The organism is Citrobacter sp. Cpo148 (assembly GCF_030332375.1).
GTDB lineage: Bacteria > Pseudomonadota > Gammaproteobacteria > Enterobacterales > Enterobacteriaceae > Citrobacter > Citrobacter portucalensis.
The window spans coordinates 561,058-587,504 of record NZ_JAOWHY010000042.1; the positions used below are offsets into that span (position 1 = coordinate 561,058).

General features: G+C 52.5%; 28 protein-coding genes and 5 tRNA genes. 22 read left to right on the top strand and 11 right to left on the bottom strand.

All coding sequences use genetic code 11. The annotated features are described in order from the left end of the window. Positions 1-9: 9 nt before the first annotated feature. From cydX to pnuC, 16 genes are all read left to right on the top strand, one after another. Positions 10-123: a cytochrome bd-I oxidase subunit CydX gene (gene cydX / locus OGY10_RS09245; RefSeq protein WP_003022970.1), complete on the top strand. Its 114-nt coding sequence runs from the start codon at positions 10-12 to the stop codon at positions 121-123. Continuing rightward, entirely contained in the window at positions 123-416 is a 294-nt protein-coding gene (gene ybgE, locus OGY10_RS09250; protein ID WP_003831434.1) for a cyd operon protein YbgE, read from the top strand. The genes cydX and ybgE overlap by 1 nt, the downstream gene beginning before the upstream one ends. A gap of 542 nt (positions 417-958) precedes the next feature. Further along, positions 959-1,363: a tol-pal system-associated acyl-CoA thioesterase gene (ybgC, locus tag OGY10_RS09255; RefSeq protein ID WP_003831439.1), complete on the top strand. Its 405-nt coding sequence runs from the start codon at positions 959-961 to the stop codon at positions 1,361-1,363. Then, positions 1,360-2,052, top strand: a complete 693-nt coding sequence (gene tolQ, locus OGY10_RS09260) for a Tol-Pal system protein TolQ (protein ID WP_003022976.1) — start codon at positions 1,360-1,362, stop codon at positions 2,050-2,052. Before ybgC ends, tolQ begins: the two co-directional genes overlap by 4 nt. Before the next feature lie 3 nt (positions 2,053-2,055). Continuing rightward, the gene (gene tolR, locus OGY10_RS09265) at positions 2,056-2,484 is read left to right on the top strand and encodes a colicin uptake protein TolR (protein ID WP_003022978.1); all 429 of its coding nucleotides are present in this window, start codon (positions 2,056-2,058) and stop codon (positions 2,482-2,484) included. 64 nt (positions 2,485-2,548) lie between these two features. Next, positions 2,549-3,805 (top strand): cell envelope integrity protein TolA, encoded by a 1,257-nt coding sequence (gene tolA, locus OGY10_RS09270; protein WP_008784157.1) that lies wholly within the window; start codon positions 2,549-2,551, stop codon positions 3,803-3,805. Positions 3,806-3,933: 128 nt separating this feature from the next. Beyond that, positions 3,934-5,226, top strand: coding sequence for a Tol-Pal system beta propeller repeat protein TolB (gene tolB / locus OGY10_RS09275; protein ID WP_003022981.1), 1,293 nt, complete (start codon positions 3,934-3,936; stop codon positions 5,224-5,226). 34 nt (positions 5,227-5,260) lie between these two features. Then, positions 5,261-5,779: a peptidoglycan-associated lipoprotein Pal gene (gene pal / locus OGY10_RS09280; RefSeq protein ID WP_003022983.1), complete on the top strand. Its 519-nt coding sequence runs from the start codon at positions 5,261-5,263 to the stop codon at positions 5,777-5,779. A gap of 9 nt (positions 5,780-5,788) precedes the next feature. Continuing rightward, complete coding sequence (gene cpoB / locus OGY10_RS09285) at positions 5,789-6,580, top strand: cell division protein CpoB (RefSeq protein WP_003831441.1); 792 nt, start codon at positions 5,789-5,791, stop codon at positions 6,578-6,580. Positions 6,581-6,745: 165 nt separating this feature from the next. After that, positions 6,746-6,821: transfer RNA gene (locus OGY10_RS09290), tRNA-Lys, on the top strand. A 36-nt stretch (positions 6,822-6,857) separates the two neighbouring features. Beyond that, positions 6,858-6,933: transfer RNA gene (locus OGY10_RS09295), tRNA-Val, on the top strand. A 3-nt stretch (positions 6,934-6,936) separates the two neighbouring features. Next, positions 6,937-7,012: transfer RNA gene (locus OGY10_RS09300), tRNA-Lys, on the top strand. A 45-nt stretch (positions 7,013-7,057) separates the two neighbouring features. Next, positions 7,058-7,133: transfer RNA gene (locus OGY10_RS09305), tRNA-Lys, on the top strand. Positions 7,134-7,165: 32 nt separating this feature from the next. Beyond that, positions 7,166-7,241, top strand: a tRNA-Lys gene (locus OGY10_RS09310). Between the two features lie 281 nt (positions 7,242-7,522). Beyond that, a complete protein-coding gene (nadA, locus tag OGY10_RS09315; RefSeq protein ID WP_003837113.1) occupies positions 7,523-8,566 on the top strand; it encodes a quinolinate synthase NadA in 1,044 nt (347 codons plus the stop codon). Positions 8,567-8,592: 26 nt separating this feature from the next. Then, complete coding sequence (pnuC, locus tag OGY10_RS09320; RefSeq protein WP_008784161.1) at positions 8,593-9,312, top strand: nicotinamide riboside transporter PnuC; 720 nt, start codon at positions 8,593-8,595, stop codon at positions 9,310-9,312. On the opposite strand, the gene zitB is transcribed toward pnuC, so the two are convergent. Both zitB and OGY10_RS09330 read right to left on the bottom strand, forming a co-directional pair. Continuing rightward, positions 9,309-10,250, bottom strand: a complete 942-nt coding sequence (gene zitB / locus OGY10_RS09325) for a CDF family zinc transporter ZitB (RefSeq protein WP_032942740.1) — start codon at positions 10,248-10,250, stop codon at positions 9,309-9,311. The two genes, pnuC and zitB, sit on opposite strands and share 4 nt — an antisense overlap. Positions 10,251-10,363: 113 nt before the next feature. Then, a complete protein-coding gene (locus tag OGY10_RS09330) occupies positions 10,364-10,738 on the bottom strand; it encodes a YbgS-like family protein (RefSeq protein WP_003022994.1) in 375 nt (124 codons plus the stop codon). A 317-nt stretch (positions 10,739-11,055) separates the two neighbouring features. Between OGY10_RS09330 and aroG the strand changes: the two genes are divergently transcribed. Then, positions 11,056-12,108, top strand: coding sequence for a 3-deoxy-7-phosphoheptulonate synthase AroG (gene aroG, locus OGY10_RS09335; protein WP_286576661.1), 1,053 nt, complete (start codon positions 11,056-11,058; stop codon positions 12,106-12,108). A gap of 108 nt (positions 12,109-12,216) precedes the next feature. Here aroG and gpmA read toward each other — a convergent pair whose 3' ends face one another. From gpmA to modE, 7 genes are all read right to left on the bottom strand, one after another. Next, positions 12,217-12,969: a 2,3-diphosphoglycerate-dependent phosphoglycerate mutase gene (gene gpmA / locus OGY10_RS09340; protein WP_003022999.1), complete on the bottom strand. Its 753-nt coding sequence runs from the start codon at positions 12,967-12,969 to the stop codon at positions 12,217-12,219. A gap of 232 nt (positions 12,970-13,201) precedes the next feature. Further along, the gene (gene galM, locus OGY10_RS09345; protein ID WP_286576663.1) at positions 13,202-14,242 is read right to left on the bottom strand and encodes a galactose-1-epimerase; all 1,041 of its coding nucleotides are present in this window, start codon (positions 14,240-14,242) and stop codon (positions 13,202-13,204) included. Next, positions 14,236-15,384: a galactokinase gene (gene galK / locus OGY10_RS09350; RefSeq protein ID WP_032942744.1), complete on the bottom strand. Its 1,149-nt coding sequence runs from the start codon at positions 15,382-15,384 to the stop codon at positions 14,236-14,238. Before galK ends, galM begins: the two co-directional genes overlap by 7 nt. Positions 15,385-15,387: 3 nt before the next feature. Then, positions 15,388-16,434 carry a galactose-1-phosphate uridylyltransferase gene (gene galT, locus OGY10_RS09355; RefSeq protein WP_032942745.1) on the bottom strand — a complete coding sequence of 349 codons (1,047 nt, stop codon included), beginning with the start codon at positions 16,432-16,434 and terminating at the stop codon, positions 15,388-15,390. Between the two features lie 9 nt (positions 16,435-16,443). After that, positions 16,444-17,460, bottom strand: coding sequence for a UDP-glucose 4-epimerase GalE (gene galE / locus OGY10_RS09360; protein WP_003831462.1), 1,017 nt, complete (start codon positions 17,458-17,460; stop codon positions 16,444-16,446). 217 nt (positions 17,461-17,677) lie between these two features. Beyond that, complete coding sequence (gene modF / locus OGY10_RS09365; protein ID WP_286576664.1) at positions 17,678-19,150, bottom strand: molybdate ABC transporter ATP-binding protein ModF; 1,473 nt, start codon at positions 19,148-19,150, stop codon at positions 17,678-17,680. Positions 19,151-19,217: 67 nt separating this feature from the next. Continuing rightward, positions 19,218-20,006: a molybdenum-dependent transcriptional regulator gene (gene modE / locus OGY10_RS09370; RefSeq protein ID WP_003831465.1), complete on the bottom strand. Its 789-nt coding sequence runs from the start codon at positions 20,004-20,006 to the stop codon at positions 19,218-19,220. 129 nt (positions 20,007-20,135) lie between these two features. Between modE and OGY10_RS09375 the strand changes: the two genes are divergently transcribed. The 4 genes from OGY10_RS09375 (at position 20,136) to modC (ending at position 22,993) form a co-directional block, all read left to right on the top strand. After that, positions 20,136-20,285, top strand: a complete 150-nt coding sequence (locus tag OGY10_RS09375) for an AcrZ family multidrug efflux pump-associated protein (RefSeq protein WP_020996536.1) — start codon at positions 20,136-20,138, stop codon at positions 20,283-20,285. A gap of 184 nt (positions 20,286-20,469) precedes the next feature. After that, on the top strand, positions 20,470-21,243 hold the full coding sequence (gene modA, locus OGY10_RS09380) for a molybdate ABC transporter substrate-binding protein (protein WP_003831470.1): 774 nt from the start codon (positions 20,470-20,472) through the stop codon (positions 21,241-21,243). Next, on the top strand, positions 21,243-21,932 hold the full coding sequence (gene modB / locus OGY10_RS09385; protein WP_008784169.1) for a molybdate ABC transporter permease subunit: 690 nt from the start codon (positions 21,243-21,245) through the stop codon (positions 21,930-21,932). The genes modA and modB overlap by 1 nt, the downstream gene beginning before the upstream one ends. Positions 21,933-21,934: 2 nt before the next feature. After that, on the top strand, positions 21,935-22,993 hold the full coding sequence (gene modC, locus OGY10_RS09390; RefSeq protein WP_048235822.1) for a molybdenum ABC transporter ATP-binding protein ModC: 1,059 nt from the start codon (positions 21,935-21,937) through the stop codon (positions 22,991-22,993). Here the strand turns inward: modC and OGY10_RS09395 are convergent, their stop codons facing one another. Next, entirely contained in the window at positions 22,994-23,812 is an 819-nt protein-coding gene (locus OGY10_RS09395) for a pyridoxal phosphatase (RefSeq protein WP_008784170.1), read from the bottom strand. 165 nt (positions 23,813-23,977) lie between these two features. On the opposite strand from OGY10_RS09395, the gene pgl reads away from it, so the two are divergent. Then, entirely contained in the window at positions 23,978-24,973 is a 996-nt protein-coding gene (pgl, locus tag OGY10_RS09400) for a 6-phosphogluconolactonase (protein WP_020996535.1), read from the top strand. Between the two features lie 82 nt (positions 24,974-25,055). On the opposite strand, the gene OGY10_RS09405 is transcribed toward pgl, so the two are convergent. After that, positions 25,056-26,339 carry a putative acyl-CoA thioester hydrolase gene (locus OGY10_RS09405; protein ID WP_060683743.1) on the bottom strand — a complete coding sequence of 428 codons (1,284 nt, stop codon included), beginning with the start codon at positions 26,337-26,339 and terminating at the stop codon, positions 25,056-25,058. Positions 26,340-26,447 lie beyond the last annotated feature (108 nt).

Consider the following 26,447-nt stretch of genomic DNA (forward strand, 5'->3'; position numbering starts at 1 on the left):
GAGCTTAAAATGTGGTATTTCGCATGGATTTTGGGAACGCTTCTTGCCTGTGCATTTGGGATAATCACAGCGCTGGCGCTTGAGCACGTTGAATCAGGCAAAGCCGGGCAAGAAGATAGCTAATGACCAACATTATCGCGATGGTATACAACGCGATGGACAAGCGCCCCTTGCGGGCGCTTTCATTTGTGCTGGCAATCGTGTTGGCTGGCTGCATATTCTGGGATCCGTCTCGTTTCGCGGCCAAAACCAGTGAGCTTGAAATCTGGCATGGTTTCCTGCTGATGTGGGCGGTCTGCGCAGGCATTATTCACGGCGTTGGCTTCCGTCCTCGCGCCGTACATTGGCAGGGCATCTTCTGCCCGCTGATCGCGGATATTGTCCTCGTTGTTGGTCTGATTTTCTTCTTCTTTTGAATAAGAAACATCCTTAAATATTTATGGGCTTGCATAAGCCCATAATTTTTTACTCTCCGTTTACTTTCCCCCATTCCAAAGCACCATTCCCGCGCGTATAGTAGCGAAGTTTGAAAGCACTAACCTGAGGTTGTGCCCTGTGGTTGTGTGCGGTGGCGACGCTGTACCATCAGGACGTTATCAAGGCGGAGTGCGCTGGACATAGTAGAACTATGTCCAAGTGCGACAACACAGAGAACATCCTGATGGAACGCGTCCCGAAGGGCTGAGAATCTTTTTGCACAGTACTGCGTTACTTGCGTCTTGTTTGGAATTACCAAACTTCGCCACTCGCGCCTTGTTCTGTGCAAAAATTTTCGTCAGCGCCATCCGCGAACAACCACAGGACACAACCTAATTGCATTACCGGGATGTACAGTGAAGACAGCGCGATATACAACGACATTCTTGATGCATCGCGGCGGCAAGAACGCGAATCACCAGACGCTTACGAAGGTAAGTAACTGGTGCGAGTGGGCGAAGCCAACAAAGAGGCAGTAGGAATGAATAAGTATATGTTTCGATGGCCGGTTCGTGTCTATTATGAAGATACCGATGCCGGTGGGGTGGTTTACCACGCCAGTTACGTCGCTTTTTATGAAAGAGCACGCACAGAAATGCTTCGTCATCATCACTTCAGTCAGCAGGTCCTGTTGGCCGAACGTGTCGCCTTTGTGGTGCGCAAGATGACCCTCGAGTATTTTGCGCCTGCCCGGCTCGACGATATGCTCGAAGTTCAAACCGAAATTACGTCAATGCGTGGCACCTCATTGGTTTTCACGCAACGCATTGTCAACGCAGAGAACACCGTGCTGAATGAAGCCGAAGTTCTGATTGTTTGCGTTGATCCACTCAAAATGAAGCCTCGTGCGCTTCCCAAGTCTATTGTCGCGGAGTTTAAGCAGTGACTGACATGAATATCCTTGATTTGTTCCTGAAGGCAAGCCTTCTGGTTAAACTTATCATGTTGATTTTGATTGGTTTCTCAATCGCATCCTGGGCCATCATCATCCAACGGACCCGTATTCTTAATGCTGCTTCACGTGAAGCCGAAGCATTTGAAGACAAGTTCTGGTCCGGCATTGAATTGTCGCGCCTGTACCAGGAAAGCCAGGGGCGTCGTGATAATTTGGCGGGCTCGGAACAAATTTTCTACAGCGGATTCAAAGAGTTTGCGCGTCTGCATCGGGCGAATAGCCATGCGCCGGAAGCGGTCGTTGAGGGGGCTTCCCGTGCGATGCGTATCTCGATGAACCGTGAGCTGGAAACGCTGGAAACGCATATTCCATTCCTCGGCACCGTTGGCTCCATCAGCCCGTATATCGGTCTGTTCGGTACCGTTTGGGGGATCATGCACGCATTTATCGCGCTGGGCGCGGTAAAACAGGCGACGCTGCAAATGGTCGCACCGGGTATCGCAGAAGCGTTGATTGCAACGGCTATCGGTCTGTTTGCGGCAATTCCAGCGGTTATGGCCTACAACCGTCTGAACCAGCGCGTGAACAAACTGGAACTGAATTACGACAACTTTATGGAAGAGTTCACCGCGATTCTGCACCGCCAGGCGTTTACCGTTAGCGAGAGCAACAAGGGGTAAGCCATGGCCAGAACGCGTGGACGAGGTCGTCGCGAACTCAAGTCCGAAATCAATATTGTACCGCTGCTTGACGTACTGCTGGTGCTGTTGCTGATCTTTATGGCAACCGCGCCGATCATTACGCAGAGTGTGGAAGTCGACTTGCCGGATGCGACCGAATCGCAAGCCGTCAGCAGTAACGACGAACCCCCGGTCATTATTGAAGTTTCCGGTATTGGGCAATACAGCGTGGTGGTTGAGAAAGATCGTATGGATCAACTACCACCGGAGCAGGTTATTGCGGAAGCGAAAAGCCGCCTGCAGACCAATCCGAAAACGGTCTTTTTAATCGGTGGTGCGAAAGACGTGCCTTATGATGAAATAATTAAAGCGCTGAACTTGTTACACAGTGCAGGCGTAAAATCGGTTGGCTTGATGACGCAGCCAATCTGATGACTGCGTTTTGCTGGCTTGAAAGATAGCACGTAACAGGCGAACAGTTTTTTGGGAACCGAGAGTGTCAAAGGCAACCGAACAAAACGACAAGCTCAAAAGGGCGATAATTATTTCAGCGGTGCTGCATGTCATTTTATTTGCAGCGCTGATCTGGAGTTCGTTCGATGAGCACATTGATGCTTCAGCCGGCGGCGGTGGCGGTTCGTCCATCGACGCCGTTATGGTCGATCCTGGCGCCGTTGTGCAACAGTACGACAGGCAGCAGCAACAGCAGGCAAGTGCGAAACGCGCTGAAGAGCAGCGTGAAAAGCAGGCGCAGCAGCAAGCTGAAGAACTTCGCGAGAAGCAGGCAGCTGAGCAAGAGCGACTGAAGCAGCTGGAAAAAGAACGTTTAGCCGCGCAGGAAAAAGTGCGCGAACAGGCGGAACAGCAGAAGCAAGCTGAAGCCGCCGCAGCGAAAGCGCAAGAGCAACAGAAACAGGCTGAAGAGGCTGCGGCGAAGGCTGCTGCAGACGCGAAGGCTAAAGCTGATGCCCAGGCTAAGCAAGCGGCAGATGCCGCGAAGAAAGCCGCTGCAGACGCACAGAAAAAAGCTGAGGCTGAAGCCGCTAAAGCCGCCGCTGATGCGAAGAAAGCTGCAGAAGCACAAGCTGCTAAGGCAGCTGCGGACGCTGCGAAGAAAGCACAGGCTGAGGCCGCTAAGCAAGCAGCAGCCGAGAAAGCTGCTGCTGAGAAAGCAGAAAAAGCCGCTGCCGCGAAAGCTGCCGCTGCTGAAAAAGCGGCGGCTGATAAGAAAGCCGCTGCAGAAAAAGCAGCAGCAGACAAAAAAGCTGCAGCTGAGAAAGCCGCTGCCGATAAGAAAGCTGCGGCAGATAAAGCAGCTGCTGCTAAAAAGGCTGCGGCCGAAAAAGCCGCTGCAGCCTCTGGCGTTGACGACTTGTTGGGTGACCTGAGCTCCGGTAAGAATGCACCGAAATCGGGCGGTGGAGCGAAAGGAAACGGCCAACCGGCGAAAGATAGTGGTACAAGTGGTGCCAATGGCGGTGCATCTGGCGCTGATATCAGTGCTTACGCATCTCAAATTCGCAATGCGATCCAGAGCCGTCTGTATGGTGCAGATTTGTATGCAGGTAAATCTTGCGTATTACATATCAAGTTAGCACCCGATGGTCTGTTACTGGATGTGACCGAAGAGGGCGGGGATCCGGCATTGTGTCAGGCTGCGCTGACGGCTGCGAAAACCGCCAGAATTCCTAAACCGCCTAGCCAGGCAGTTTATGAAAAAGTAAAAGATGCCAAACTGGACTTCAAACTGTAATAACGACCCCTGAGAAATCAGGGGAAACGGTCTAAGGTTGAGACAGAGTTCTGGTAGTTTTGTGTATTTGAGTTTGTTAACATTCTGCTAAATTATCGTGGGCTTTCCGTCCAGATAAGGGAGATATGATGAAGCAGGCATTACGAGTAGCATTTGGTTTTCTGATGCTGTGGGCAGCGGTGCTGCACGCAGAAGTACGTATCGAGATCACCCAGGGGGTGGACTCGGCGCGCCCGATTGGTGTTGTCCCCTTCCAGTGGGCAGGACCGGGTGCTGCACCTGAAGATATCGGTGGTATCGTAGGTGCTGACCTGCGTAACAGCGGTAAATTTAACCCGTTAGACCGTTCTCGTCTGCCTCAGCAGCCCGGTACCGCGCAGGAAGTTCAACCTGCCGCTTGGTCTGCGCTGGGCATTGATGCCGTAGTCGTCGGCCAGGTTACGCCGAACCCGGATGGTTCTTACAGCGTTGCCTATCAGCTGGTTGACACCGGTGGCGCACCGGGTACCGTACTGGCACAGAACACCTATAAAGTGAACAAGCAGTGGCTGCGTTACGCGGGCCATACTGCAAGTGACGAAGTGTTTGAAAAACTGACCGGCATTAAAGGTGCATTCCGTACCCGTATCGCTTATGTTGTTCAGACCAACGGTGGTCAGTTCCCGTACGAATTACGTGTGTCCGACTACGATGGTTACAACCAGTTCGTGGTACACCGTTCTCCGCAGCCGCTGATGTCTCCGGCGTGGTCCCCGGACGGTTCAAAACTGGCGTACGTTACCTTCGAAAGCGGTCGTTCTGCACTGGTTATTCAGACACTGTCTAACGGCGCGGTTCGTCAGGTAGCCTCGTTCCCACGTCACAACGGTGCGCCTGCGTTTTCTCCGGATGGCAGCAAACTGGCGTTTGCCCTGTCTAAAACCGGTAGCCTGAACCTGTATGTCATGGACATTGGTTCCGGTCAGATCCGTCAGGTGACGGATGGTCGTAGCAACAACACGGAACCTACCTGGTTCCCGGACAGCCAAAACCTGGCCTTTACGTCTGACCAGGCCGGTCGTCCGCAGGTATATAAAGTTAACGTCAACGGCGGTGCTCCGCAGCGCATTACCTGGGAAGGTTCGCAAAACCAGGATGCGGATGTGAGCAGCGACGGTAAATTTATGGTAATGGTAAGCTCGGCCAACGGTCAGCAGCACATTGCCAAACAAGATCTGGTAGCGGGTGGCGTACAAGTTCTGTCGTCAACGTTCCTAGACGAAACGCCAAGTCTGGCACCTAACGGCACTATGGTAATCTACAGCTCTTCTCAGGGGATGGGATCCGTGCTGAATTTGGTTTCTACAGATGGGCGTTTCAAAGCGCGTCTTCCGGCAACTGATGGACAGGTTAAATTCCCTGCCTGGTCGCCGTATCTGTGATAATAAATAATTGATTAATAAAGGAATCATTGAAATGCAACTGAACAAAGTGCTGAAAGGGCTGATGATTGCTCTGCCTGTTATGGCTATTGCAGCGTGTTCTTCTAACAAGAACGCCAGCAATGACGGCAGCGAAGGCATGCTGGGTGCCGGCACTGGTATGGATGCAAACGGCAGCGGCAACATGTCTTCTGAAGAGCAAGCGCGTCTTCAGATGCAACAGCTGCAGCAGAACAACATCGTTTACTTCGATCTGGACAAGTACGATATCCGTTCTGACTTCGCTGCAATGCTGGATGCTCACGCTAACTTCCTGCGTAGCAACCCGTCTTACAAAGTCACCGTAGAAGGTCATGCGGACGAACGTGGTACTCCTGAGTACAACATCTCCCTGGGTGAGCGTCGTGCGAACGCCGTTAAGATGTACCTGCAGGGTAAAGGCGTTTCTGCTGACCAGATCTCCATCGTTTCTTACGGTAAAGAAAAACCTGCAGTACTGGGTCATGACGAAGCGGCTTACGCCAAAAACCGTCGCGCCGTACTGGTTTACTAAGAGAATTGCATGAGCAGTAACTTCAGACATCATCTGTTGAGTCTGTCGTTACTGGTTGGCATAGCGGCCCCCTGGGCCGCTTTTGCACAGGCGCCAATCAGTAGTGTCGGCTCTGGCTCGGTCGAAGACCGTGTCACTCAACTCGAGCGTATTTCTAACGCTCACAGTCAGCTTTTAACCCAACTCCAGCAACAACTCTCCGATAATCAGTCCGATATTGATTCCCTGCGCGGTCAAATTCAGGAAAATCAGTATCAACTGAATCAGGTTGTTGAACGCCAGAAGCAGATATTGCTGCAGATGAATAATCTTGGTAGCGGTAGTGCACCTGCGGCGCAATCTGCGGGCGGCGATCAGAGTGGGGCAGCAGCAACCCCTGCACCTGATGCGGGTGCAGCGGCAGCGTCAGGTGCTCCGGTACAAACTGGCGATGCGAATACCGATTACAATGCGGCCATTGCTCTGGTGCAGGATAAATCCCGCCAGGATGACGCGATTGAAGCATTTCAGAACTTCATTAAAAAGTACCCAGACTCAACTTACCTGCCAAATGCGAATTACTGGCTGGGTCAGTTGAATTACAACAAGGGGAAAAAAGATGATGCAGCGTTCTATTTTGCTTCAGTAGTCAAAAACTTCCCGAAATCACCAAAGGCTGCAGACGCGATGTATAAAGTCGGCGTCATCATGCAGGACAAAGGTGATAAAGAGAAAGCGAAAGCCGTTTATCAGCAGGTTATCACTAAATACCCTGGCACTGATGGCGCGAAACAAGCGCAAAAACGCCTTGGCGCGATGTAATGAACACCATGCGACCAGAAATCGTGTTAATTCTGGTCGCGTCGTGTGATTCCTAAGCAGTTGAGTTATTTACATCGAAATTTTTGTTGCGCTAAAATCTGAAATCAGTAATATATGCCGCCGTTGCCAAGGGATATCAAACAGCCCGAAAGCGGCAAAAAAAGTGGGTCGTTAGCTCAGTTGGTAGAGCAGTTGACTTTTAATCAATTGGTCGCAGGTTCGAATCCTGCACGACCCACCACTAACTTAGTTAGTAAGTAGTATCCAGCGCAGTATCGGGTGATTAGCTCAGCTGGGAGAGCACCTCCCTTACAAGGAGGGGGTCGGCGGTTCGATCCCGTCATCACCCACCACTCGGGGCGTTAGCTCAGTTGGTAGAGCAGTTGACTTTTAATCAATTGGTCGCAGGTTCGAATCCTGCACGCCCCACCAATTTATTGGTGGCACCGAGTAAAAATTTTCAGGTTATACCCGAGCGGGTCGTTAGCTCAGTTGGTAGAGCAGTTGACTTTTAATCAATTGGTCGCAGGTTCGAATCCTGCACGACCCACCATCCTGAAAGTATTAAGAAGTAAACCCCATAAGGGGGCGTTAGCTCAGTTGGTAGAGCAGTTGACTTTTAATCAATTGGTCGCAGGTTCGAATCCTGCACGCCCCACCAGTGTAAAAAGGCGCCCTAAAGGCGCCTTTTTGCTATCTGCGATTTATAAGATTCGAATCTGCTTGCCTGATGCGCTTCGCTTATCAGTCCTACAGACGACACTATTCACGTAGGCCGGATAAGACGTCAGTCGCCTTCCGGCATTCATCACACGCAATTATTGTGACTTTCTTACGCCAATCCGCTATCTTGTTTAGCATATAAAACAAAACTAACCGAATACGGCGTGCGTCACGCTTTTAATCGGTTATTTCGTTAAGCCAGTAAAACGAGAAAGCAAGATGAGCGTGATGTTTGATCCAGAAGCAGCAATTTATCCGTTTCCGCCGAAGCCAGCCCCGCTGAGTGTGGATGAAAAGCAATTTTATCGTGAAAAAATCAAGCGCCTGCTGAAAGAGCGTGATGCCGTTATGGTCGCGCACTATTACACCGATCCTGAAATTCAGCAGTTGGCCGAAGAGACCGGTGGTTGTATTTCTGATTCTCTGGAGATGGCGCGTTTCGGCTCAAAACATTCTGCCTCTACGCTGTTGGTTGCAGGCGTGAGGTTTATGGGGGAAACCGCCAAAATCCTCAGCCCGGAAAAGACCATCCTGATGCCGACCCTACAGGCGGAATGCTCATTAGATCTGGGCTGTCCGATTGATGCGTTCAGCGCGTTTTGCGATGCGCACCCGGATCGTACCGTGGTGGTTTACGCCAATACCTCAGCCGCCGTTAAAGCACGTGCGGACTGGGTCGTCACATCCAGTATCGCGGTAGAACTTATTGAGCATCTTGATAGTTTGGGTGAAAAAATCATCTGGGCTCCGGACAGACATCTGGGCAACTACGTCCAAAAACAGACCGGTGCAGACGTTCTTTGTTGGCAGGGGGCCTGTATCGTCCACGACGAATTTAAAACTCAGGCTTTAACACGTATGAAGGGGCTTTACCCTGATGCCGCGGTGTTGGTGCACCCGGAGTCCCCTCAGTCTATCGTTGATATGGCCGATGCGGTTGGCTCAACCAGCCAGTTAATCAACGCAGCTAAATCGTTACCGCATCAACAGCTGATTGTGGCAACTGACCGGGGCATATTTTACAAAATGCAACAGGCCGTTCCGGATAAAGAATTGCTTGAAGCGCCGACGGCTGGTGAGGGGGCAACCTGCCGCAGCTGTGCGCATTGTCCGTGGATGGCGATGAACGGCCTCAAGGCGATTGCTGAGGGCCTGGAACAAGGCGGAGCGGCTCATGAGATACATGTTGATGCTGCGCTGCGAGAAGGGGCGTTGTTGCCGTTAAACCGCATGTTGGAATTTGCGGCTACACTTCGAGCTTAATTAATTTTTTGGCTCTGGGGGAAAAGATGGACTTTTTTAGCACGCAGAACATTCTGGTACATATTCCGATTGGCGCTGGCGGTTACGATCTGTCGTGGATCGAAGCTGTGGGGACGATCGCTGGGTTGCTGTGTATTGGCCTGGCAAGCCTTGAGAAAATCAGCAATTACTTCTTCGGCCTGATAAACGTCACGCTGTTTGCGATTATCTTCTTTCAGATCCAGCTCTATGCAAGCCTGTTGCTGCAAGTTTTCTTCTTTGCCGCCAACATCTACGGCTGGTATGCCTGGTCCAGGCAAACCAACCAGCATGAAGCGGAACTGAAAATTCGCTGGTTGCCGTTACCAAAAGCGATCGGCTGGCTGGCGGCTTGCGTGGTGGCGATCGGCCTGATGTCGGTCTATATCGATCCGGTCTTTGCGTTCCTGACCCGCATTGCGGTGAACATTATGCAGGCATTAGGATTGCAGGTTGTTGTGCCTGAGTTGCAACCCGATGCATTCCCGTTCTGGGACTCCTGCATGATGGTGTTGTCGATTGCGGCGATGATCCTGATGACGCGTAAGTACGTTGAAAACTGGCTGCTGTGGGTGATCATTAACGTAATAAGCGTAGTGATTTTCGCCCTGCAAGGCGTATATGCCATGTCGCTGGAGTATATGATCCTGACGGTTATCGCCCTGAACGGTAGCAGGATGTGGATTAACAGCGCGCGCGAGCGGGGTTCCCACGCGTTGTCCCATTAATGGTGATGGTGTGAATGGCCGGATACCCCCTGATACAGGTGGCAGTCCGGCCCATTACACGGCTGATACTCCATCTGGATCGTGGCGTGTTCAATCTGGTAGTGATGGATAAGGAAATGCTGAATACGCTCCAGCAGCGCGTCGTGATCGTGCGGCGGGACCACCTGCACATGCAGCGTCATTACCGGTTTTTCACCCACCATCCAGACATGGACATGGTGCACATTGCGGACTTCGGGGATATCCCGGCTGAGATGGCGCTGTAGTGCGGCGATATCCAGCGTCAGCGGGGCGCCTTCCAGTAATTCATTAACGCTATCCTTTAACAGTCGCCAGGCGCTACGCAGTACCAGCACGGAAACCAGAATCGAGAGAATCGGGTCCGCAGGCGTCCAGCCCGTCCAGATAATAATCAGCGCAGCGATGATCGCCCCGACCGAGCCGAGTAAATCGCCCATCACATGTAGTGCCGCGGCGCGGACGTTCAGGTTTTTCTCCTCACTGCCGCGGTGTAGAACCCAAAAAGCCAGCACGTTAGCCAGTAAACCCGCGACAGCTATAACCATCATCATGCCGCCAGCCACGGGGCGGGGCGTATGGAAGCGCTCAATGGCTTCCCAGACGATTAAAATGGTGATCACGACCAATGCGATGGCGTTAACAAACGCGGCCAGTGTCGTGAGCCTCAGCCAGCCGAAGGTGTGTCGTATTGTGGGCGGGCGATGGGAAAACCGGACGGCCAGCAGCGCAAAAAGGAGCGCTGCGGCATCAGTGAGCATATGCCCGGCATCGGCCAACAAGGCCAGTGAACCTGAAAGTATGCCACCCACCACTTCAACCAACATAAATCCGGCTGTAATGCAGAATGCAAACATCAAGCGGCGGGCATTATTGTCCTTGGGTTGCTCAGAAGAAGTATGAGTATGCGAGTGCGCCATTATGCCATCCCTTTGTTATTCTCATCTTTACTGTATGCCATCATACCGTTTTTGGGATGATAAAATTAAAAAGGAGAGCTATTGCTCTCCCATTATTAGCTTTATTTTCAGCGTTACTGCGTAGTGCCATCAGTTTTTGTCTCAGCATCATTGTTAATGCCGTTTCCGGTCTCAACCTTCTTATTCACATCAGGGCAGCGACCGTCCTTACACATGGTGTTTTTGTGCATCTCGTCTTTGGTCATCCCTTCATGGTTCATTGATGAACCGTTCGGGTGCAGCATTGTGCCACCCGAATTCACGTTACTGTTGTCGACATTATTTGGTGCCACGTTTTCGCGTGCGTCTGGGGCGACCTGACCGGCATCCGCCGAGGAATTTGCCTGGCCGTTATTGGACTGTGTATTGGTTTCAGCAGCCAGCGCCGCGCCGCTGGCGAGGCTGAGTGTAGCGGTAAGAAAGAGTGAAGCCAGCTTTGTCATATGCATAATATGCTCCTGTTATGGTCGATATGTCGGATAACGTCTTCCAACAGTGCATGAGCCAGTTACATCATCAATATGTGGTTAATAGTTTTGCCAGAGAAATTAAACCCAGCATAGAATCTTGAAATTTATGAAAATTAAAGCTGTTACAGTTATAAATTGTAGGTTGGATCTCGTTTTTCGCTACTTTATTGCGTTTTTTTGGCCAATTCCAGGATTAATCCGTCCAAAGTGTAAAACCCCGTTTACACTTTATGACTGAAGATATAGATTGGAGGGATTGCATTCATTTATATAAGTATGGCAACGCTGGAATAATCATGAATTATCAGAACGACGATTTACGCATTAAAGAGATCAACGAGTTATTACCGCCAGTCGCATTGTTGGAAAAATTCCCCGCTACTGAAAATGCCGCAAACACGGTGGCTCATGCCCGTAAGGCGATTCATAAAATCCTGAAAGGGAGTGACGATCGCCTGCTGGTAGTGATTGGGCCTTGCTCTATTCATGATCCGGCAGCCGCCAAAGAGTATGCCGCTCGCCTGCTGGCACTGCGTGAAGAGTTAAAAGACGAGCTTGAAATCGTTATGCGCGTCTATTTTGAAAAACCGCGAACTACCGTTGGCTGGAAAGGGCTTATCAACGATCCGCACATGGACAACAGCTTCCAGATCAACGATGGGCTGCGCATTGCGCGTAAACTGCTGCTGGATATCAATGAAAGCGGATTGCCTGCTGCGGGTGAATTCCTCGATATGATTACGCCGCAATACCTCGCCGACCTGATGAGCTGGGGCGCGATTGGGGCACGTACCACAGAATCTCAGGTGCACCGCGAATTGGCGTCTGGTCTGTCCTGCCCGGTTGGCTTTAAAAATGGTACTGATGGCACGATAAAAGTAGCGATTGATGCGATTAACGCCGCAGGAGCGCCGCACTGCTTCCTGTCTGTGACCAAATGGGGTCATTCGGCGATCGTAAATACCAGTGGTAATGGCGATTGCCATATTATTTTGCGCGGCGGCAAAGAGCCGAACTACAGCGCTCAGCACGTTGCCGACGTGAAAGAAGGTCTGATCAAAGCAGGGCTTTCAGCGCAGGTGATGATCGACTTTAGCCATGCCAACTCCAGCAAGCAGTTCAAAAAGCAGATGGATGTCGCGAAAGATGTTTGCGGACAAGTTGCTGGGGGCGAAAAAGCAATTATTGGCGTGATGATCGAAAGCCATCTGGTAGAAGGCAATCAAAACCCGGATAGCGGTGAGCCGCTGACCTACGGTAAGAGCATCACCGACGCCTGCATTGGCTGGGAAGATACCGATGCGGTGTTGCGCCAGCTGGCGGATGCGGTAAAAGTGCGCCGCGGTTAAAAAATTCATCCGGGCTACGCTCGGTAGGCCGGATAAGGCAACGCCGTCATCCGGCAATAAAAAAGCGTGGAGCATTCCACGCTTTTTTCGTTTGACCCAAGATGAAAATTACTTCGCTTTACCCTGGTTCGCAACGGCTGCTGCTTTTGCTGCGATCTCGTCAGCATTACCCAGATAGTAATGTTTGATTGGTTTGAAGTTTTCGTCGAACTCATATACCAGCGGTACGCCGGTCGGGATGTTCAATTCAAGGATCTCATCTTCGCCCATGTTATCCAGGTATTTAACCAGCGCACGCAGAGAGTTACCGTGAGCGGCGATAATTACGCGCTCACCGCTTTTCATGCGCGGCAGAATGGTTTCGTTCCAGTAGGGGATAACGCGATCGATGGTCAGCGCCAGGCTTTCGGTAACCGGTAACTCTTTGTCGGTCAACTTCGCATAACGTGGATCGTGACCCGGATAACGCTCGTCATCTTTGGTCAGTTCCGGTGGCGTTACCGCAAAGCCGCGACGCCATTGTTTAACCTGCTCGTCACCGTATTTTTCAGCGGTTTCAGCTTTGTTCAGACCCTGCAGCGCGCCGTAATGACGTTCGTTCAGTTTCCAGGATTTTTCAACCGGCAGCCAGGCCTGATCCAGTTCGTCCAGTACGTTCCACAGGGTGTGGATGGCACGTTTCAGCACAGAGGTATAAGCAAAATCGAAGCTGTAGCCTTCTTCTTTCAGCAGTTTACCTGCCGCTTTTGCTTCGCCCACGCCTTTCTCTGACAGATCAACGTCATACCAACCGGTAAAACGGTTTTCGTTGTTCCACTGACTTTCACCGTGACGTACCAGAACCAGCTTAGTTACAGCCATACACTCACTCCTATAAATCATATTGAATGATAATAATTCTCATTATATTGCCGTAAAGCGTCAGCGGCAATGCTTACGCATAACCATAGCGAAAATAGCGCCACAGTGTAAGGTTCTTGTGAATTCAAGGTTGCGATTTTGTCTTTGAGTGGTGGGGATTTGAGCGGTTCTACTGTGATAAACAAATAACAGGCCCGCTACGTTACGTCGTCGGGCCTGTGAGGGGAAAGGATCAGACTGGAATAAACTGATATTCCGTCACGCTGGCATACTCTTCACCCGGGCGTAAGAAGCAGTCCGGCTGCTGCCACTCTGGATGGTTCGGGCTGTCCGGGAGAAACTCACTTTCCAGCGCCAGACCTTGCCAGTCTTCGTAGGCGTCTGGTCCGCGAGATGGTGTACCGCCGAGGAAGTTGCCGGAGTAAAACTGCAATGCCGGGGCGGAGGTGCATACCACCATCTGCAGTTTTTCATCCTGGGACCACAGTCGGGCGACCGGCGTACGCGCATTGCCCTGTGCCTGAAGCAGGAAGGCGTGATCGTAACCTTTCACCTTGCGCTGATCGTCATCGGCAAGAAATTCACTGCTGATGATTTTAGGCGTGCGGAAATCGAAAGTGCTACCAGCGACGGATTTCAGCCCGTCATGCGGGATGCCCATTTCATCAACCGGCAAGTACTCGTCCGCCATAATTTGCAGCTTATGCTGGCGCACATCCGTTTTGTCACCGTCGAGGTTAAAATAAACGTGATTCGTCAGATTCACCGGACAGGGCTTATCGACCGTGGCGCGGTAGGTTATCGAAATACGATTATCGTCAGTCAGGCGATACTGCGCGGTGGCGCATAGATGGCCAGGGAAACCCTGGTCGCCATCGTCAGATGTTAAGGCGAACAGCACCTGACGGTCATTCTGATTGACTATCTGCCAGCGACGTTTGTCGAAACCGTCTGGCCCGCCGTGCAGCTGGTTGTCGCCCTGACTTGGTACCAACTCAACGGTTTCGCCGGCAAAGGTATAGCGGCTGTTGGCGATACGGTTAGCGTAGCGACCAATTGAAGCGCCCAGAAACGCAGCCTGCTCCGGGTATTGTTCCGGACTGGCGCATCCGAGTAATGCTTCACGCACGCTACCATCGCTAAGCGGAATACGAGCAGAGAGCAGCGTCGCGCCCCAGTCCATGAGCGTGACGACCATCCCTGCGTCATTGCGCAGGGTGAGCAGGCGAAACGGCTGACCGTCCGGAGCCTGCACAGGGATTTCGCTTAACATTGTCCTGCTCCTTGTGAAGGTTTGCAGACGTAGAATGTTTCTTTGATACCGGTTTTTGCTTCGTATTGTTCCGCGACGGCCTGCTGTACGGCCGGCACCAAATCTTGCGGGATTAGCGCCACGATGCAACCGCCGAAGCCGCCGCCGGTCATACGGACACCGCCTTTATCGCCGATGGTTGCTTTGACAATCTCGACCAGCGTATCAATTTGCGGCACGGTAATTTCAAAGTCATCGCGCATTGAGGCGTGAGATTCCGCCATCAGTTGGCCCATGCGCAGCAGGTCGCCTTTTTCCAGCGCCTGAGCGGCTTCAACGGTACGCGCATTTTCCGTGATCACGTGGCGAACGCGTTTGGCGACAATCGGATCCAGTTCGTGGGCGACGGCGTTAAACGCTTCAAGGCTGACATCACGCAGCGCTGGCTGCTGGAAGAAACGCGCGCCGGTTTCACACTGTTCGCGACGGGTATTGTATTCGCTACCGACCAATGTGCGTTTAAAGTTACTGTTGATGATCACCACCGCGACGCCCTCAGGCATGGAAACGGCTTTGGTGCCCAGCGTTCGGCAGTCGATCAGTAGCGCATGATCTTTCTTACCAAGTGCCGAGATCAGTTGATCCATAATGCCGCAGTTACAGCCGACAAACTGGTTTTCAGCTTCCTGGCCATTCAGGGCAATCTGCGCGCCGTCGAGCGGCAGATGATAGAGCTGCTGGAATACCGTACCCACAGCGACTTCCAGTGAGGCAGAAGAGCTTAAGCCCGCACCCTGCGGGACGTTACCGCTGATCACCAGATCCGCGCCGCCAAAGGCGTTATTGCGCTTTTGCAGATGTTTCACTACGCCACGCACGTAGTTTGACCACTGCTGGCTGTCATGAGCGATAATTGGCGCATCAAGCGAGAACTCATCAACCTGATTGTCGTAATCAGCGGCGATCACACGGACTTTTCGATCGTCGCGTGCCGCACAGCTGATAACGGTTTGATAGTCGATAGCGCAGGGCAGAACGAAGCCGTCGTTATAATCGGTATGTTCACCGATCAGGTTCACACGACCCGGTGCCTGAATAGTATGGGTGGCAGGGTAGCCAAATGTTTCAGCAAACAGAGATTGTGTTTTTTCTTTCAGACTCATTATTTAAACTCCGGATTCGCGAAAATGGATGTCGCTGACCGCACGCAGTCGTTCAGCCGCTTGTTCTGCCGTCAGGTCGCGCTGGGTTTCTGCCAGCATTTCATAACCGACCATAAATTTACGCACAGTCGCGGAACGCAGCAGCGGCGGGTAAAAGTGTGCGTGCAACTGCCAGTGTTGGTTTTCTTCACCGTTAAACGGTGCGCCGTGCCAGCCCATAGAATAGGGGAATGAGCACTGGAACAGGTTGTCATAACGACTGGTCAGTTTTTTCAACGCCAGCGCCAGGTCAGCACGCTGTTCGTCGGTCAAATCGGTAATTCGCAACACGTGCGCTTTCGGCAGCAGCAGCGTTTCGAACGGCCACGCGGCCCAGTAAGGGACAACTGCCAGCCAGTGCTCGGTTTCAACGACCGTACGGCTGCCGTCCGCCAGCTCACGCTGGACGTAATCAACGAGCATCGGCGCGCCTTGTTCGGCGAAGTACGCTTTCTGCAGGCGATCTTCACGTTCGGCTTCGTTAGGCAAAAAGCTGTTGGCCCAAATTTGTCCGTGTGGGTGCGGGTTTGAGCACCCCATCGCTGCGCCTTTATTCTCAAATACCTGCACCCAGGGATAGGTTTTGCCTAAGTCTTCAGTCTGTTCCTGCCACGTTTTCACAATTTCTGTTAGCGCAGGGACGCTGAGTTCCGGCAGCGTTTTGCTGTGATCGGGCGAGAAGCAAATTACACGGCTGGTACCGCGCGCGCTCTGGCATCGCATTAACGGATCGTGACTGTCCGGCGCGTCCGGGGTATCGGACATCAGCGCCGCAAAGTCATTGGTAAAGACATAGGTCCCGGTGTAATCCGGGTTTTTGTCGCCGGTAACGCGCGTATTGCCAGCGCACAGGAAGCAGTCCGGGTCATGTGCAGGCAGTACCTGCTTAGACGGAGTTTCCTGCGCCCCTTGCCACGGGCGTTTGGCGCGATGTGGTGATACGAGGATCCACTGCCCGGTGAGCGGGTTAAAACGGCGATGTGGATGATCGACAGGATTGAATTGCGTCATGATTGGTCCTTAATCCGAATATCCCTGCGGGTGGCGTGACTGCCAGTGCCAGGTATCTTGTGCCATTTCATCCAGTGTGCGGGTCACGCGCCAGTTGAGCTCTCGATCGGCTTTGCTGGCGTCAGCCCAGTAGGCCGGAAGATCGCCATCACGGCGCGGGGCGAAATGGTAATTCACCGGTTTACCGCAAGCTTTGCTGAAGGCGTTGACCACGTCCAGCACGCTGCTGCCGATGCCTGCACCGAGGTTGTAAATATGTACGCCCTGTTTGCCCGCCAGTTTTTCCATGGCAGCAACATGGCCGTCGGCGAGATCCATCACGTGGATGTAGTCGCGTACGCCGGTGCCATCTTCAGTAGGGTAGTCATTGCCAAATATGGCAAGAGATTCGCGACGGCCAACGGCAACCTGCGCGATGTAAGGCATCAGGTTGTTTGGAATACCTTGCGGATCTTCCCCCATATCTCCCGATGGATGAGCGCCAACCGGGTTAAAGTAGCGCAGCAGGGCAATGCTCCAGTCGGGCTGTGCTTTTTGCAGATCGGTCAGGATCTGTTCCACCATCAGCTTGCTTTTGCCGTACGGACTTTGCGGCGTGCCGGTGGGGAAGCTTTCAACGTAAGGAATTTGCGGCTGATCGCCATAGACGGTCGCGGAGGAGCTGAAAATGAAGTTTTTCACGTTAGCAGCGCGCATTGCATTCACCAGACGCAGAGTGCCGTTGACGTTGTTGTCATAGTACTCCAGCGGTTTGGCAACTGATTCTCCAACGGCTTTTAAACCGGCAAAATGGATGACCGTATCAATGGCATGATCGTGCAGAATTTCGGTTATCAGCGCTTCGTTACGGATGTCTCCTTCCACGAAGGTCGGATGCTTGCCGCCTAAACGCTCAATGACGGGCAGTACGCTGCGCTTGCTGTTGCAGAGATTGTCCAGGATCACCACTTCGTGACCGTTTTTCAGCAACTGCACGCAAGTGTGGCTTCCAATGTAACCGCTACCACCTGTAACCAATACTCTCATAATTCGCTCCGTTAAGCCTATGGTATGCAATAACCATAGCATAACAAAGATGCGAAAAGTGTGACACGGAATAAATTAGTGGAATCGTTTACACTCCAGTGTTTTCACTCGATACTGCCAGTTACTTTATTATAAATCATTATGTTAGGTTGTTATTTCAGCACTTGTCTGAAAAAAAAGCAGAAAAAAGGGCGTGATAAACGCCCTGGCATGAAAATTAACGCAGAGAGGTTTGTCGATAGGCGTAGATATCACCCTCGGGTACAAACTCTAGCCGATGGGTAATGCAGGCCGGGGCATCTTCGGCGTGATGAGAGACAAACAAAAGCTGAGTTTCACCTTCACCGATCAGGACATCCACAAACCGACGGATCAGTTGACGGTTGAGCGGATCTAATCCTTGCAACGGTTCATCGAGGATCAGCAACGTAGGATGTTTCACCAGTGCACGAACAATCAATGCCAGCCGCTGCTGCCCCCAGGAAAGACTATGAAATGGCGCATCCGCGGTACGTTTATCGATGCCCAGAATATCCAGCCACTGTTGTACCAGCTTGTGCTGTCTGTCGGAGACGGCCTGATAAATGCCGATTGAATCGAAATAACCGGAGAGAATAACGTTGCGAACTGTCGTACTTACCCGGTAATCCAGATGCAGGCTGCTGCTGACATAGCCAATGTGTTTTTTGATATCCCAGATAGTTTCACCGCTGCCCCGGCGGCGGCCAAACAGGGTCAGGTCGTTGCTATATCCTTGGGGATGATCGCCGGTGATTAAACTGAGCAGGGTTGATTTCCCCGCACCGTTGGGGCCGATGATTTGCCAGTGTTCCCCCGGATTTACCCGCCAGCTCAGATGATGCAGGATAGGGCGATCGTTATACGAGACGGTGCCGTCGTTAAGCACAATGCGCGGCTCGTTATCTGACAACGTGTGGCGCACCGAAGGCTCATCCGGTTCGGGTAACTGGATGCCTTCCAGCCGTTCGCTATGGGCAAGCTGAGCGATTAATGCCTGTTGCAGAAGGTCGGGTTTTGCACCGGTTTCCGTCAGCGTGCAGTCGGCAAGTACGCCAGCAAACTGCACGAATTCGGGAATTTCATCAAAGCGATTAAGCACCAGTACCAACGTTAAACCGGCCTGGTGCAACTCAGCGAGCAACTCTGCTAACTGGCGACGGGACGCCACGTCCAGCCCGTCAAAGGGTTCATCAAGGATCAGCAAATCCGGTGTGGACATTAACGCCTGGCAGAGCAGGGTTTTACGTGTTTCACCGGTCGAAAGGTATTTGAAACGTCTGTTAAGCAGAGCTGAAATGCCAAACTGCTGCGCCAGCGCAGCGCAGCGGGCGGGATCGTTGACCTCATCCTGAATGATTTCAGCGGTGGTGCGCCCGGTGTCGTCTTCGCCGGGGCTAAGAAGGTCGGTGTTGTTTCGCTGCCATTCGTCGCTGACCAGCTTTTGGAGCTGCTCAAAGGAGAGTCGGGTAATACGTGTAAACTGACAGTGACGTTCGCCTTTCAGAAGCGGTAACTCGCCCGCCAGCGCGCGGGCCAGCGCAGATTTCCCGCTGCCGTTAGAGCCAACAAACGCCCAGCTATCACCCGCGTTTAACGTCAACGTATCTAACTGGAGCGTTTTTGTGTCGCTAAGACGAAATATGCCTTGCGAAATTTGCAACGATGACATTTTGTATCCCATTATTTGCAGCGATGAATAACAGGGATACGTGTTCTTCAGGCTGATGTCAATTAACTCAGCACAGTGTGGCGATAATCACCCTGTCCGCATTAAAATATGCTGTGACGTTAGCGCCTTCCGTTAATGTGTGGGTCTGCTCTATCGGCAAAGTTGCGCACAGCGTCTGGCCGTCTGGCAAGGTCATCAATACTTCACACTGCTCCGCTCCGCGTTCGATATGGCTAATCGTGCCCTGCAACTGGTTATCGGCGGCCTGAGCGATGGCGTCGTCCTGAGTGATTCCTACCCACGGCGCTTTCAACAAAATCAGTACTTCTTTGCCTTCCTCAAGCCCGAGACGCTCGCCGCTTTGTGCAGTGATTGCCACTTTCAGGCGCGTTTCGCCATCCGCCAGCAGCACGTCGACATGCTGTTGAACCTGATCGTGGTCGCGGGCGGTAATGGTGCCAAACCACTGGTTACGGGCGCTGGTTTGCAGCGAAAAGCGAGAGATCGCCGCCAGCAGGCTATTGAGCGGCAGTGCGTCGTCATCGCTCAAAACATCGAAGGCTTTCTGTTGGATTTGCGCCAGTAAATCATACAGCTGGATTAAGCGTTGGCCGTAGCGCGTTAACACCGCGCCGCCGCCGCCTTTGCCGCCAGTGGCGCGCTCAACCAGCGTCTGCTCGCTGAGCTGATTCATTTCGTTAATCGCATCCCAGGCGCTTTTATAGCTGATACCTGCATCCTTCGCGCCCTGACTGATGGAGCCGGAAAGCGCAATGTGCTTAAGCAGAGAAATGCGACGGGGATCGGCAAACAGTTTTTGCTGAAGTTTCAGCGTAAGAAGGATTTCGGCCTGCATCACAAGCTCCTGGCAAAAGGGGTATTGTGACGGAAAACCGCGCGCGCGCAAAGCCAACCGCACAAAAGGGGAGTGCTTTTCTGTGTTATGTGGTTAGAATACAACTAAGGACTATATCTGGAGTTGACCATGTTAGAGTTATTGAAAAGTCTGGTATTCGCCGTAATTATGGTTCCTGTGGTGATGGCTGTCATCCTGGGGCTGATTTACGGACTGGGTGAGGTGTTCAACATCTTCTCCTCTATCGGTCAGAAAGACCAGTCCAGACAGAATCATTGATTCCCCAAACGCCCGCTCAGTCGGGCGTTTATATTTTTTGCCTGCCAACTCGTTTTCTCAAGATCTTGCTTTCCCTGCCGATATTTTCTTTGTGTAACCTCTAATTGGTATCAATAACCACTGGGAAAATCCTGGTTTACTCGTTATATTTGCGCCTACATAACGAAACGCAAAGGAGTTACAGATGGCACGTACATGGTTACGCTTGTTTGCAGGGGCAACACTTTCTCTTACCGTTGCCGGACATGCGCTGGCGGATGAAGGAAAGATTACCGTTTTTGCAGCGGCTTCGCTGACCAACGCGATGCAGGACATTGCAACGCAATATAAAAAAGAGAAGAACGTTGATGTTGTCTCCTCTTTTGCTTCTTCTTCCACACTGGCGCGTCAGATTGAAGCAGGCGCACCGGCCGATCTGTTTATTTCTGCCGATCAGAAATGGATGGACTACGCGGTAGACAAGAAGTCGATTGATACCGCATCGCGTGAAACGCTGTTGGGTAACAGTCTGGTGGTGGTTGCGCCGAAAGCCAGCGCGCAGAAAGACTTCACCATTGACAGCAAAACCAACTGGACCAGTCTGTTGAATGGTGGACGCCTGGCTGTTGGCGATCCAGAACATGTTCCGGCGGGCATTTATGCCAAAGAAGCGCTGCAAAAATTGGGTGCATGGGATACCCTGGCCCCGAAACTGGCTCCTGCTGAAGACGTGCGCGGTGCGCTGGCGCTGGTAGAGCGTAACGAAGCGCCGCTGGGGATCGTCTATGGTTCCGATGCTGTCGCCAGTAAGGGCGTAAAAGTTGTTGCGACTTTCCCGGAAGATTCGCACAAAAAAGTGGAATACCCTATCGCGATTGTTGATGGGCACAAAAACGCAACGGTTAGCGCGTTCTATGATTACCTGAAAGGACCGCAGGCTGCTGAAATCTTTAAACGTTATGGATTTACGACCAAGTAATGATACTGACCGATCCTGAATGGCAGGCCGTCATCCTGAGCCTGAAAGTTTCTTCCCTGGCTGTGTTGTTTAGTTTGCCGTTTGGGATCTTCTTTGCCTGGCTGCTTGTGCGATGCAAGTTTCCGGGCAAAGCGCTGCTCGACAGCGTTCTGCATTTGCCACTGGTTCTGCCGCCGGTCGTGGTGGGCTATCTGCTGTTGGTCGCCATGGGGCGGCGCGGATTCATTGGCGAATGGTTGTACGACTGGTTTGGCATTACCTTTGCCTTTAGCTGGCGCGGTGCGGTACTGGCTGCGGCGGTGATGTCTTTTCCTCTGATGGTACGGGCAATTCGTCTGGCGCTGGAAGGTGTCGACGTCAAGCTGGAGCAGGCGGCCCGCACGCTGGGAGCCGGACGCTGGCGTGTATTCATGACCATTACGCTACCGCTGATGCTGCCCGGCATTATTGTCGGTACGGTGCTGGCGTTCGCGCGTTCCCTCGGGGAATTCGGCGCAACCATTACTTTTGTTTCCAACATTCCTGGTGAAACCCGCACCATTCCTTCGGCGATGTATACCCTGATCCAGACTCCCGGCGGCGAAAGCGCGGCGGCGAGGTTGTGTATCATTTCTATTGTTTTAGCGCTGATTTCGCTGCTGATTTCTGAATGGCTGGCGCGTATTAGCCGTGAGCGGACGGGGCGATAATTATGCTGGAACTCAATTTCTCCCAGACGCTGGGGACGCATTGCCTGACGCTCAACGAAACGCTGCCAGCCAGCGGCATCACCGCTATTTTTGGCGTTTCCGGCGCGGGCAAAACCTCACTGATTAACGCCATCAGCGGCCTGACGCAGCCGCAGTCAGGACGCATCGTGCTCAACGGTCGGGTCTTAAACGACGTCGAGAACGGTATCTGTTTAACGCCGGAAAAACGCCGGGTGGGCTATGTTTTCCAGGATGCGCGCCTGTTCCCGCACTATAAAGTGCGCGGCAACCTGCGTTACGGAATGGCGAAAAGCATGGCCGGACAGTTTGATAAGCTGGTGTCGCTGTTGGGCATTGAACCGCTGCTTGACCGTTTGCCCGGCGGTCTTTCTGGCGGTGAAAAGCAGCGTGTCGCCATCGGTCGGGCGCTGCTGACCGCGCCTGAGTTATTGCTGCTTGATGAGCCGTTAGCCTCGCTGGATATACCGCGTAAACGCGAACTGCTGCCTTACCTGCAACGCCTTGCACGTGAAATTAATATTCCGATGCTGTACGTCAGCCACTCGCTTGATGAGATTTTGCACCTGGCGGATAAAGTGATGGTGCTGGAGAACGGGCAGGTCAAAGCGTTTGGTTCGCTGGAAGATGTCTGGGGCAGCAGCGTGATGCACCCCTGGCTGCCTAAGGAACAGCAAAGCAGTATTCTGAAAGTCAGCGTGCTGGAACATCATCCACACTATGCGATGACCGCGCTGGCGCTCGGCGATCAGCATCTGTGGGTCAATAAGCTGGAGCAACCGCTGCAAACCGCGCTGCGTATTCGTATTCAGGCCTCTGATGTTTCACTGGTGCTCCAACCCCCCCAGCAGACCAGTATTCGTAACGTTCTCCGGGCAAAAGTCGCGCAATGTTATGACGATAACGGTCAGGTGGAAGTTCAGCTTGAGGTGGGCGGTAAGACGCTGTGGGCAAGGATCAGCCCGTGGGCCAGGGATGAACTGGGTATCAAACCTGGCCTGTGGCTGTACGCGCAAATTAAGAGCGTATCGATTACCGCCTGATTACAGCAGGTGGGAGTAGATAAATTTCGCAATGCTGTCTGTGGTGTTGTCACCAATCACGATGTTGGCGCGGGCTTTGACCGCGTCATCCGCGTTGCCCATCGCCACCCCGGTACCTGCGGCTTCCAGCATGCTGATGTCGTTAAAGTTATCGCCAAAGGCAATCACGTTTTCCATTGACCCGCCCTGTGCTTCAATCCACTGGGTCAGGCGTCGTCCTTTGCTGTTGCCTTTACGGGCAATGTCGACCTGATCGTGCCAGGACCATTCACACTCCAGCCCCAGCTGTTGCTCGACGTGCCGACCAAACTGCTGCAATTTCGGAATATCTTCGTCGGTCAGGGCAAATTTCCAGACGGCGTTGACGTCATGTGCGGCCTGCGCCAGCGAAGGAACCTGGGTGAAGGTCGGGCGCTGTTCCGGCGGCAGAGTTTGCGCCCAGTTAGCGGTACGCACCACATGCCCGGTTGGGCGCTCATACAGCATGGCCTCATCCACATACATCAGCCCGTGGATCTGATGTTCATCCAGCATTTCGATCAGCTGTAATGCCTGGTCTACCGGGAGGGGATCGGATTCCAGTACCTTTTTTGCCTGATAATCATACAAGTAGGTACCGTTACAGCAAATTGCAGGTGTATCCAGCGCCAGTGCCTGATAAAAAGGATGAATAGCAACGTGATGGCGACCTGTGACAATGATAAGTTGGTAGCCTGCTTCTCTGGCGCGCGAGAGCGCTTCGAGGGAGGATGGCAGCAAGGTTTTTTTCGGGGTCAACAGAGTACCGTCTAAATCCAGGGCAATCACGCGTGCGGTCATAGTTTTTTCCAGATTAAGGTTGAGAATTTTGTCTGCTGGAATGGTACACCGAGACGGGAGCCGGACAAAATTCTGAGCCTTAATTAAGCATTCACCGTTAAAAGCGTCTACCTTAGGCGTGTGTCAGGCAATTGCAGCCACCTGCCAAAAAGCAAAGGAGTATTCATGAAGCAAACCGTTTATACCGCCAGCCCTGAAAGTCAGCAAATCCACGTCTGGAGCCTGAATCACGATGGTTCTCTGACGCTGACGCAGGTGGTTGATGTACCGGGTCAGGTACAGCCGATGGTCGTCAGCCCGGATAAGCGTTACCTCTATGTTGGTGTGCGCCCGGAGTTTCGCGTGTTGGCTTATCGTATTGCGCCTGATGACGGAGCGCTGACCTTCGCGGCAGAGTCAGCGCTGCCGGGTAGCCCGACGCATATTTCTACCGATCATCAGGGACGTTTCGTGTTCGTTGGCTCTTATAACGCGGGTAGCGTGAGTGTCACGCGTCTGGAAGATGGCCTGCCGGTGGAACTGGTCGACGTGGTAGAAGGTCTGGATGGTTGCCACTCAGCCAACATCTCTCCGGATAACCGTACCCTTTGGGTTCCGGCGTTGAAACAGGATCGTATCTGCCTGTTTGACGTTAGCGATGATGGCCATCTGGTTGCGCAGGAACCGGCTGAAGTGACTACCGTTGAAGGCGCGGGCCCGCGTCATATGGCGTTCCATCCGAATAAGCAATATGCCTACTGCGTGAACGAGCTGAATAGCTCTGTTGATGTCTGGGAGCTGAAAGATCCGTACGGCAAGATTGAGTGTGTGCAGACGCTGGATATGATGCCTGCTGATTTCGCGGATACCCGTTGGGCAGCAGATATTCACATCACACCGGATGGTCGCCATCTGTATGCCTGTGATCGCACCGCCAGCCTGATTACGGTCTTTAGCGTCTCTGAAGATGGCAGCGTGTTGACCAAAGAAGGTTTCCAACCTACCGAAACTCAGCCGCGCGGTTTTAATATCGATAACAGAGGTAAATACCTGATTGCAGCCGGACAAAAATCGCACCATATCGCGGTATACGAGATTGCTGGCGAACAAGGACTGTTGACGGAGAAAGGTCGTTACGCGGTAGGACAAGGCCCGATGTGGGTGGTTGTTAACGCGTACTAATATTGCGTCTAATGCCGGATGAGTATCCGGCACATTGCCCGGCAGAGCATGAATCTGCCGGGTTTACATCAGAGAATGACGTTTACTGCTTAGGTTCAGCAACCACTTTGCTACCGATACCACGGTTGTTGTATTCCCACATACGGTTGAAGTTGGTGTCGTTCAGATTACGCTGGATTTCACCTTTGTCATCTTCCGCACCGGTATTACCGGCAAACGGGCGTTTTGCGATAACACTGTCAGCCCATGGTTTTGCCATGTTAAAGCCTTCGTTAATCACGCTGTCACGAATCACGACCTGACCGTTAGTGTTGGAATCGACATCCAGCGAGCGGCCTAACTGCGCCACGCCATCGCCACTTGCCGTGAAGCGACTATTAATCGCCAGGAAACCGTAGTAGATGTTTGACAGGGTAGCCGGTGCGAATACATAGGCTTCCTGCTGGGTACGGGAGTTCACTACACGGAAATCGGTGTTATCGAACACTACGGCACCGCGACCGGAAACGATATCCACATCGCCTTCAATGTAGCTGTTGGTAACCAGCGTACGCGGCTGACGATCGTTTTCCAGACGGTTTTGTACGCCGCTATTGGTCACGAAGAAGGTATTTTGGCGGCCCAGGATATTGACCTTGTTGATCTGCACTTTATCGCCATCGGTACGCAGTGCAACGGCTGGGTGGTTACCCGCATCAACGCTGTCACCCAGGTTGTTTTCGATGGTCAGATTCTGCAATTGCAGACCGTTATTTTGCGACCAGACGACAGCAGAACACATCACGCCAATATTCGTGCCGCGTTTGTTCTGGCAATTATCAAACATATACCACGCAGGTTTACCCGGCATGTATTTACCGGCTGGGTTCACCGTACGACGCCAGTCCGCTGTGCTCATGTCACCGTCAATGGCCTGGCCAATTTTCACATCGAGCGGTTTTTCGCCCATGCCGTACAGCGTCAGGCTACCTGTTGCTGCCGGGATATATACCGTGCCCTGGTACTCGCCTGGCATAATCGCGATGTACTGACGTTTGTTAGTACGTTTGATGATTGCTGCATCAACAGCGGCTTGAATGCTGGTATGGGTGACGCCCTGAGTCCCTGCCGGGCCAACGACGAAGTCAGGCTGTGCAGGCAGAGAAATAGAAGAAGGGCTCCACGGCGCGGTGTTTGGCGTCAGCGCGGAAAAATAGTGCGCAGTAACGAAGTTTTTCGCTTCATTGGCCGACAAAATTGGGCGCGAAGAGGTTCCTGGCGCGGTTTGATCGGAAGGAATTTGATCGGGCGGCGTAGAGCTACAGGCGGTCAGCGTCACGCCAAAAGCCATTGCCAGCGCCAGACGGGAAACTGATGATATGTTCACAGGTTGCTCCGGGCTTTGAAAGTTATCCATTAAAGCCTGCTTTTTTATACTAAGTTGAGCGAAACGGGAAGGCGAAAAGGTAAAAAGTTGTTTTTTATCGCAGCAATG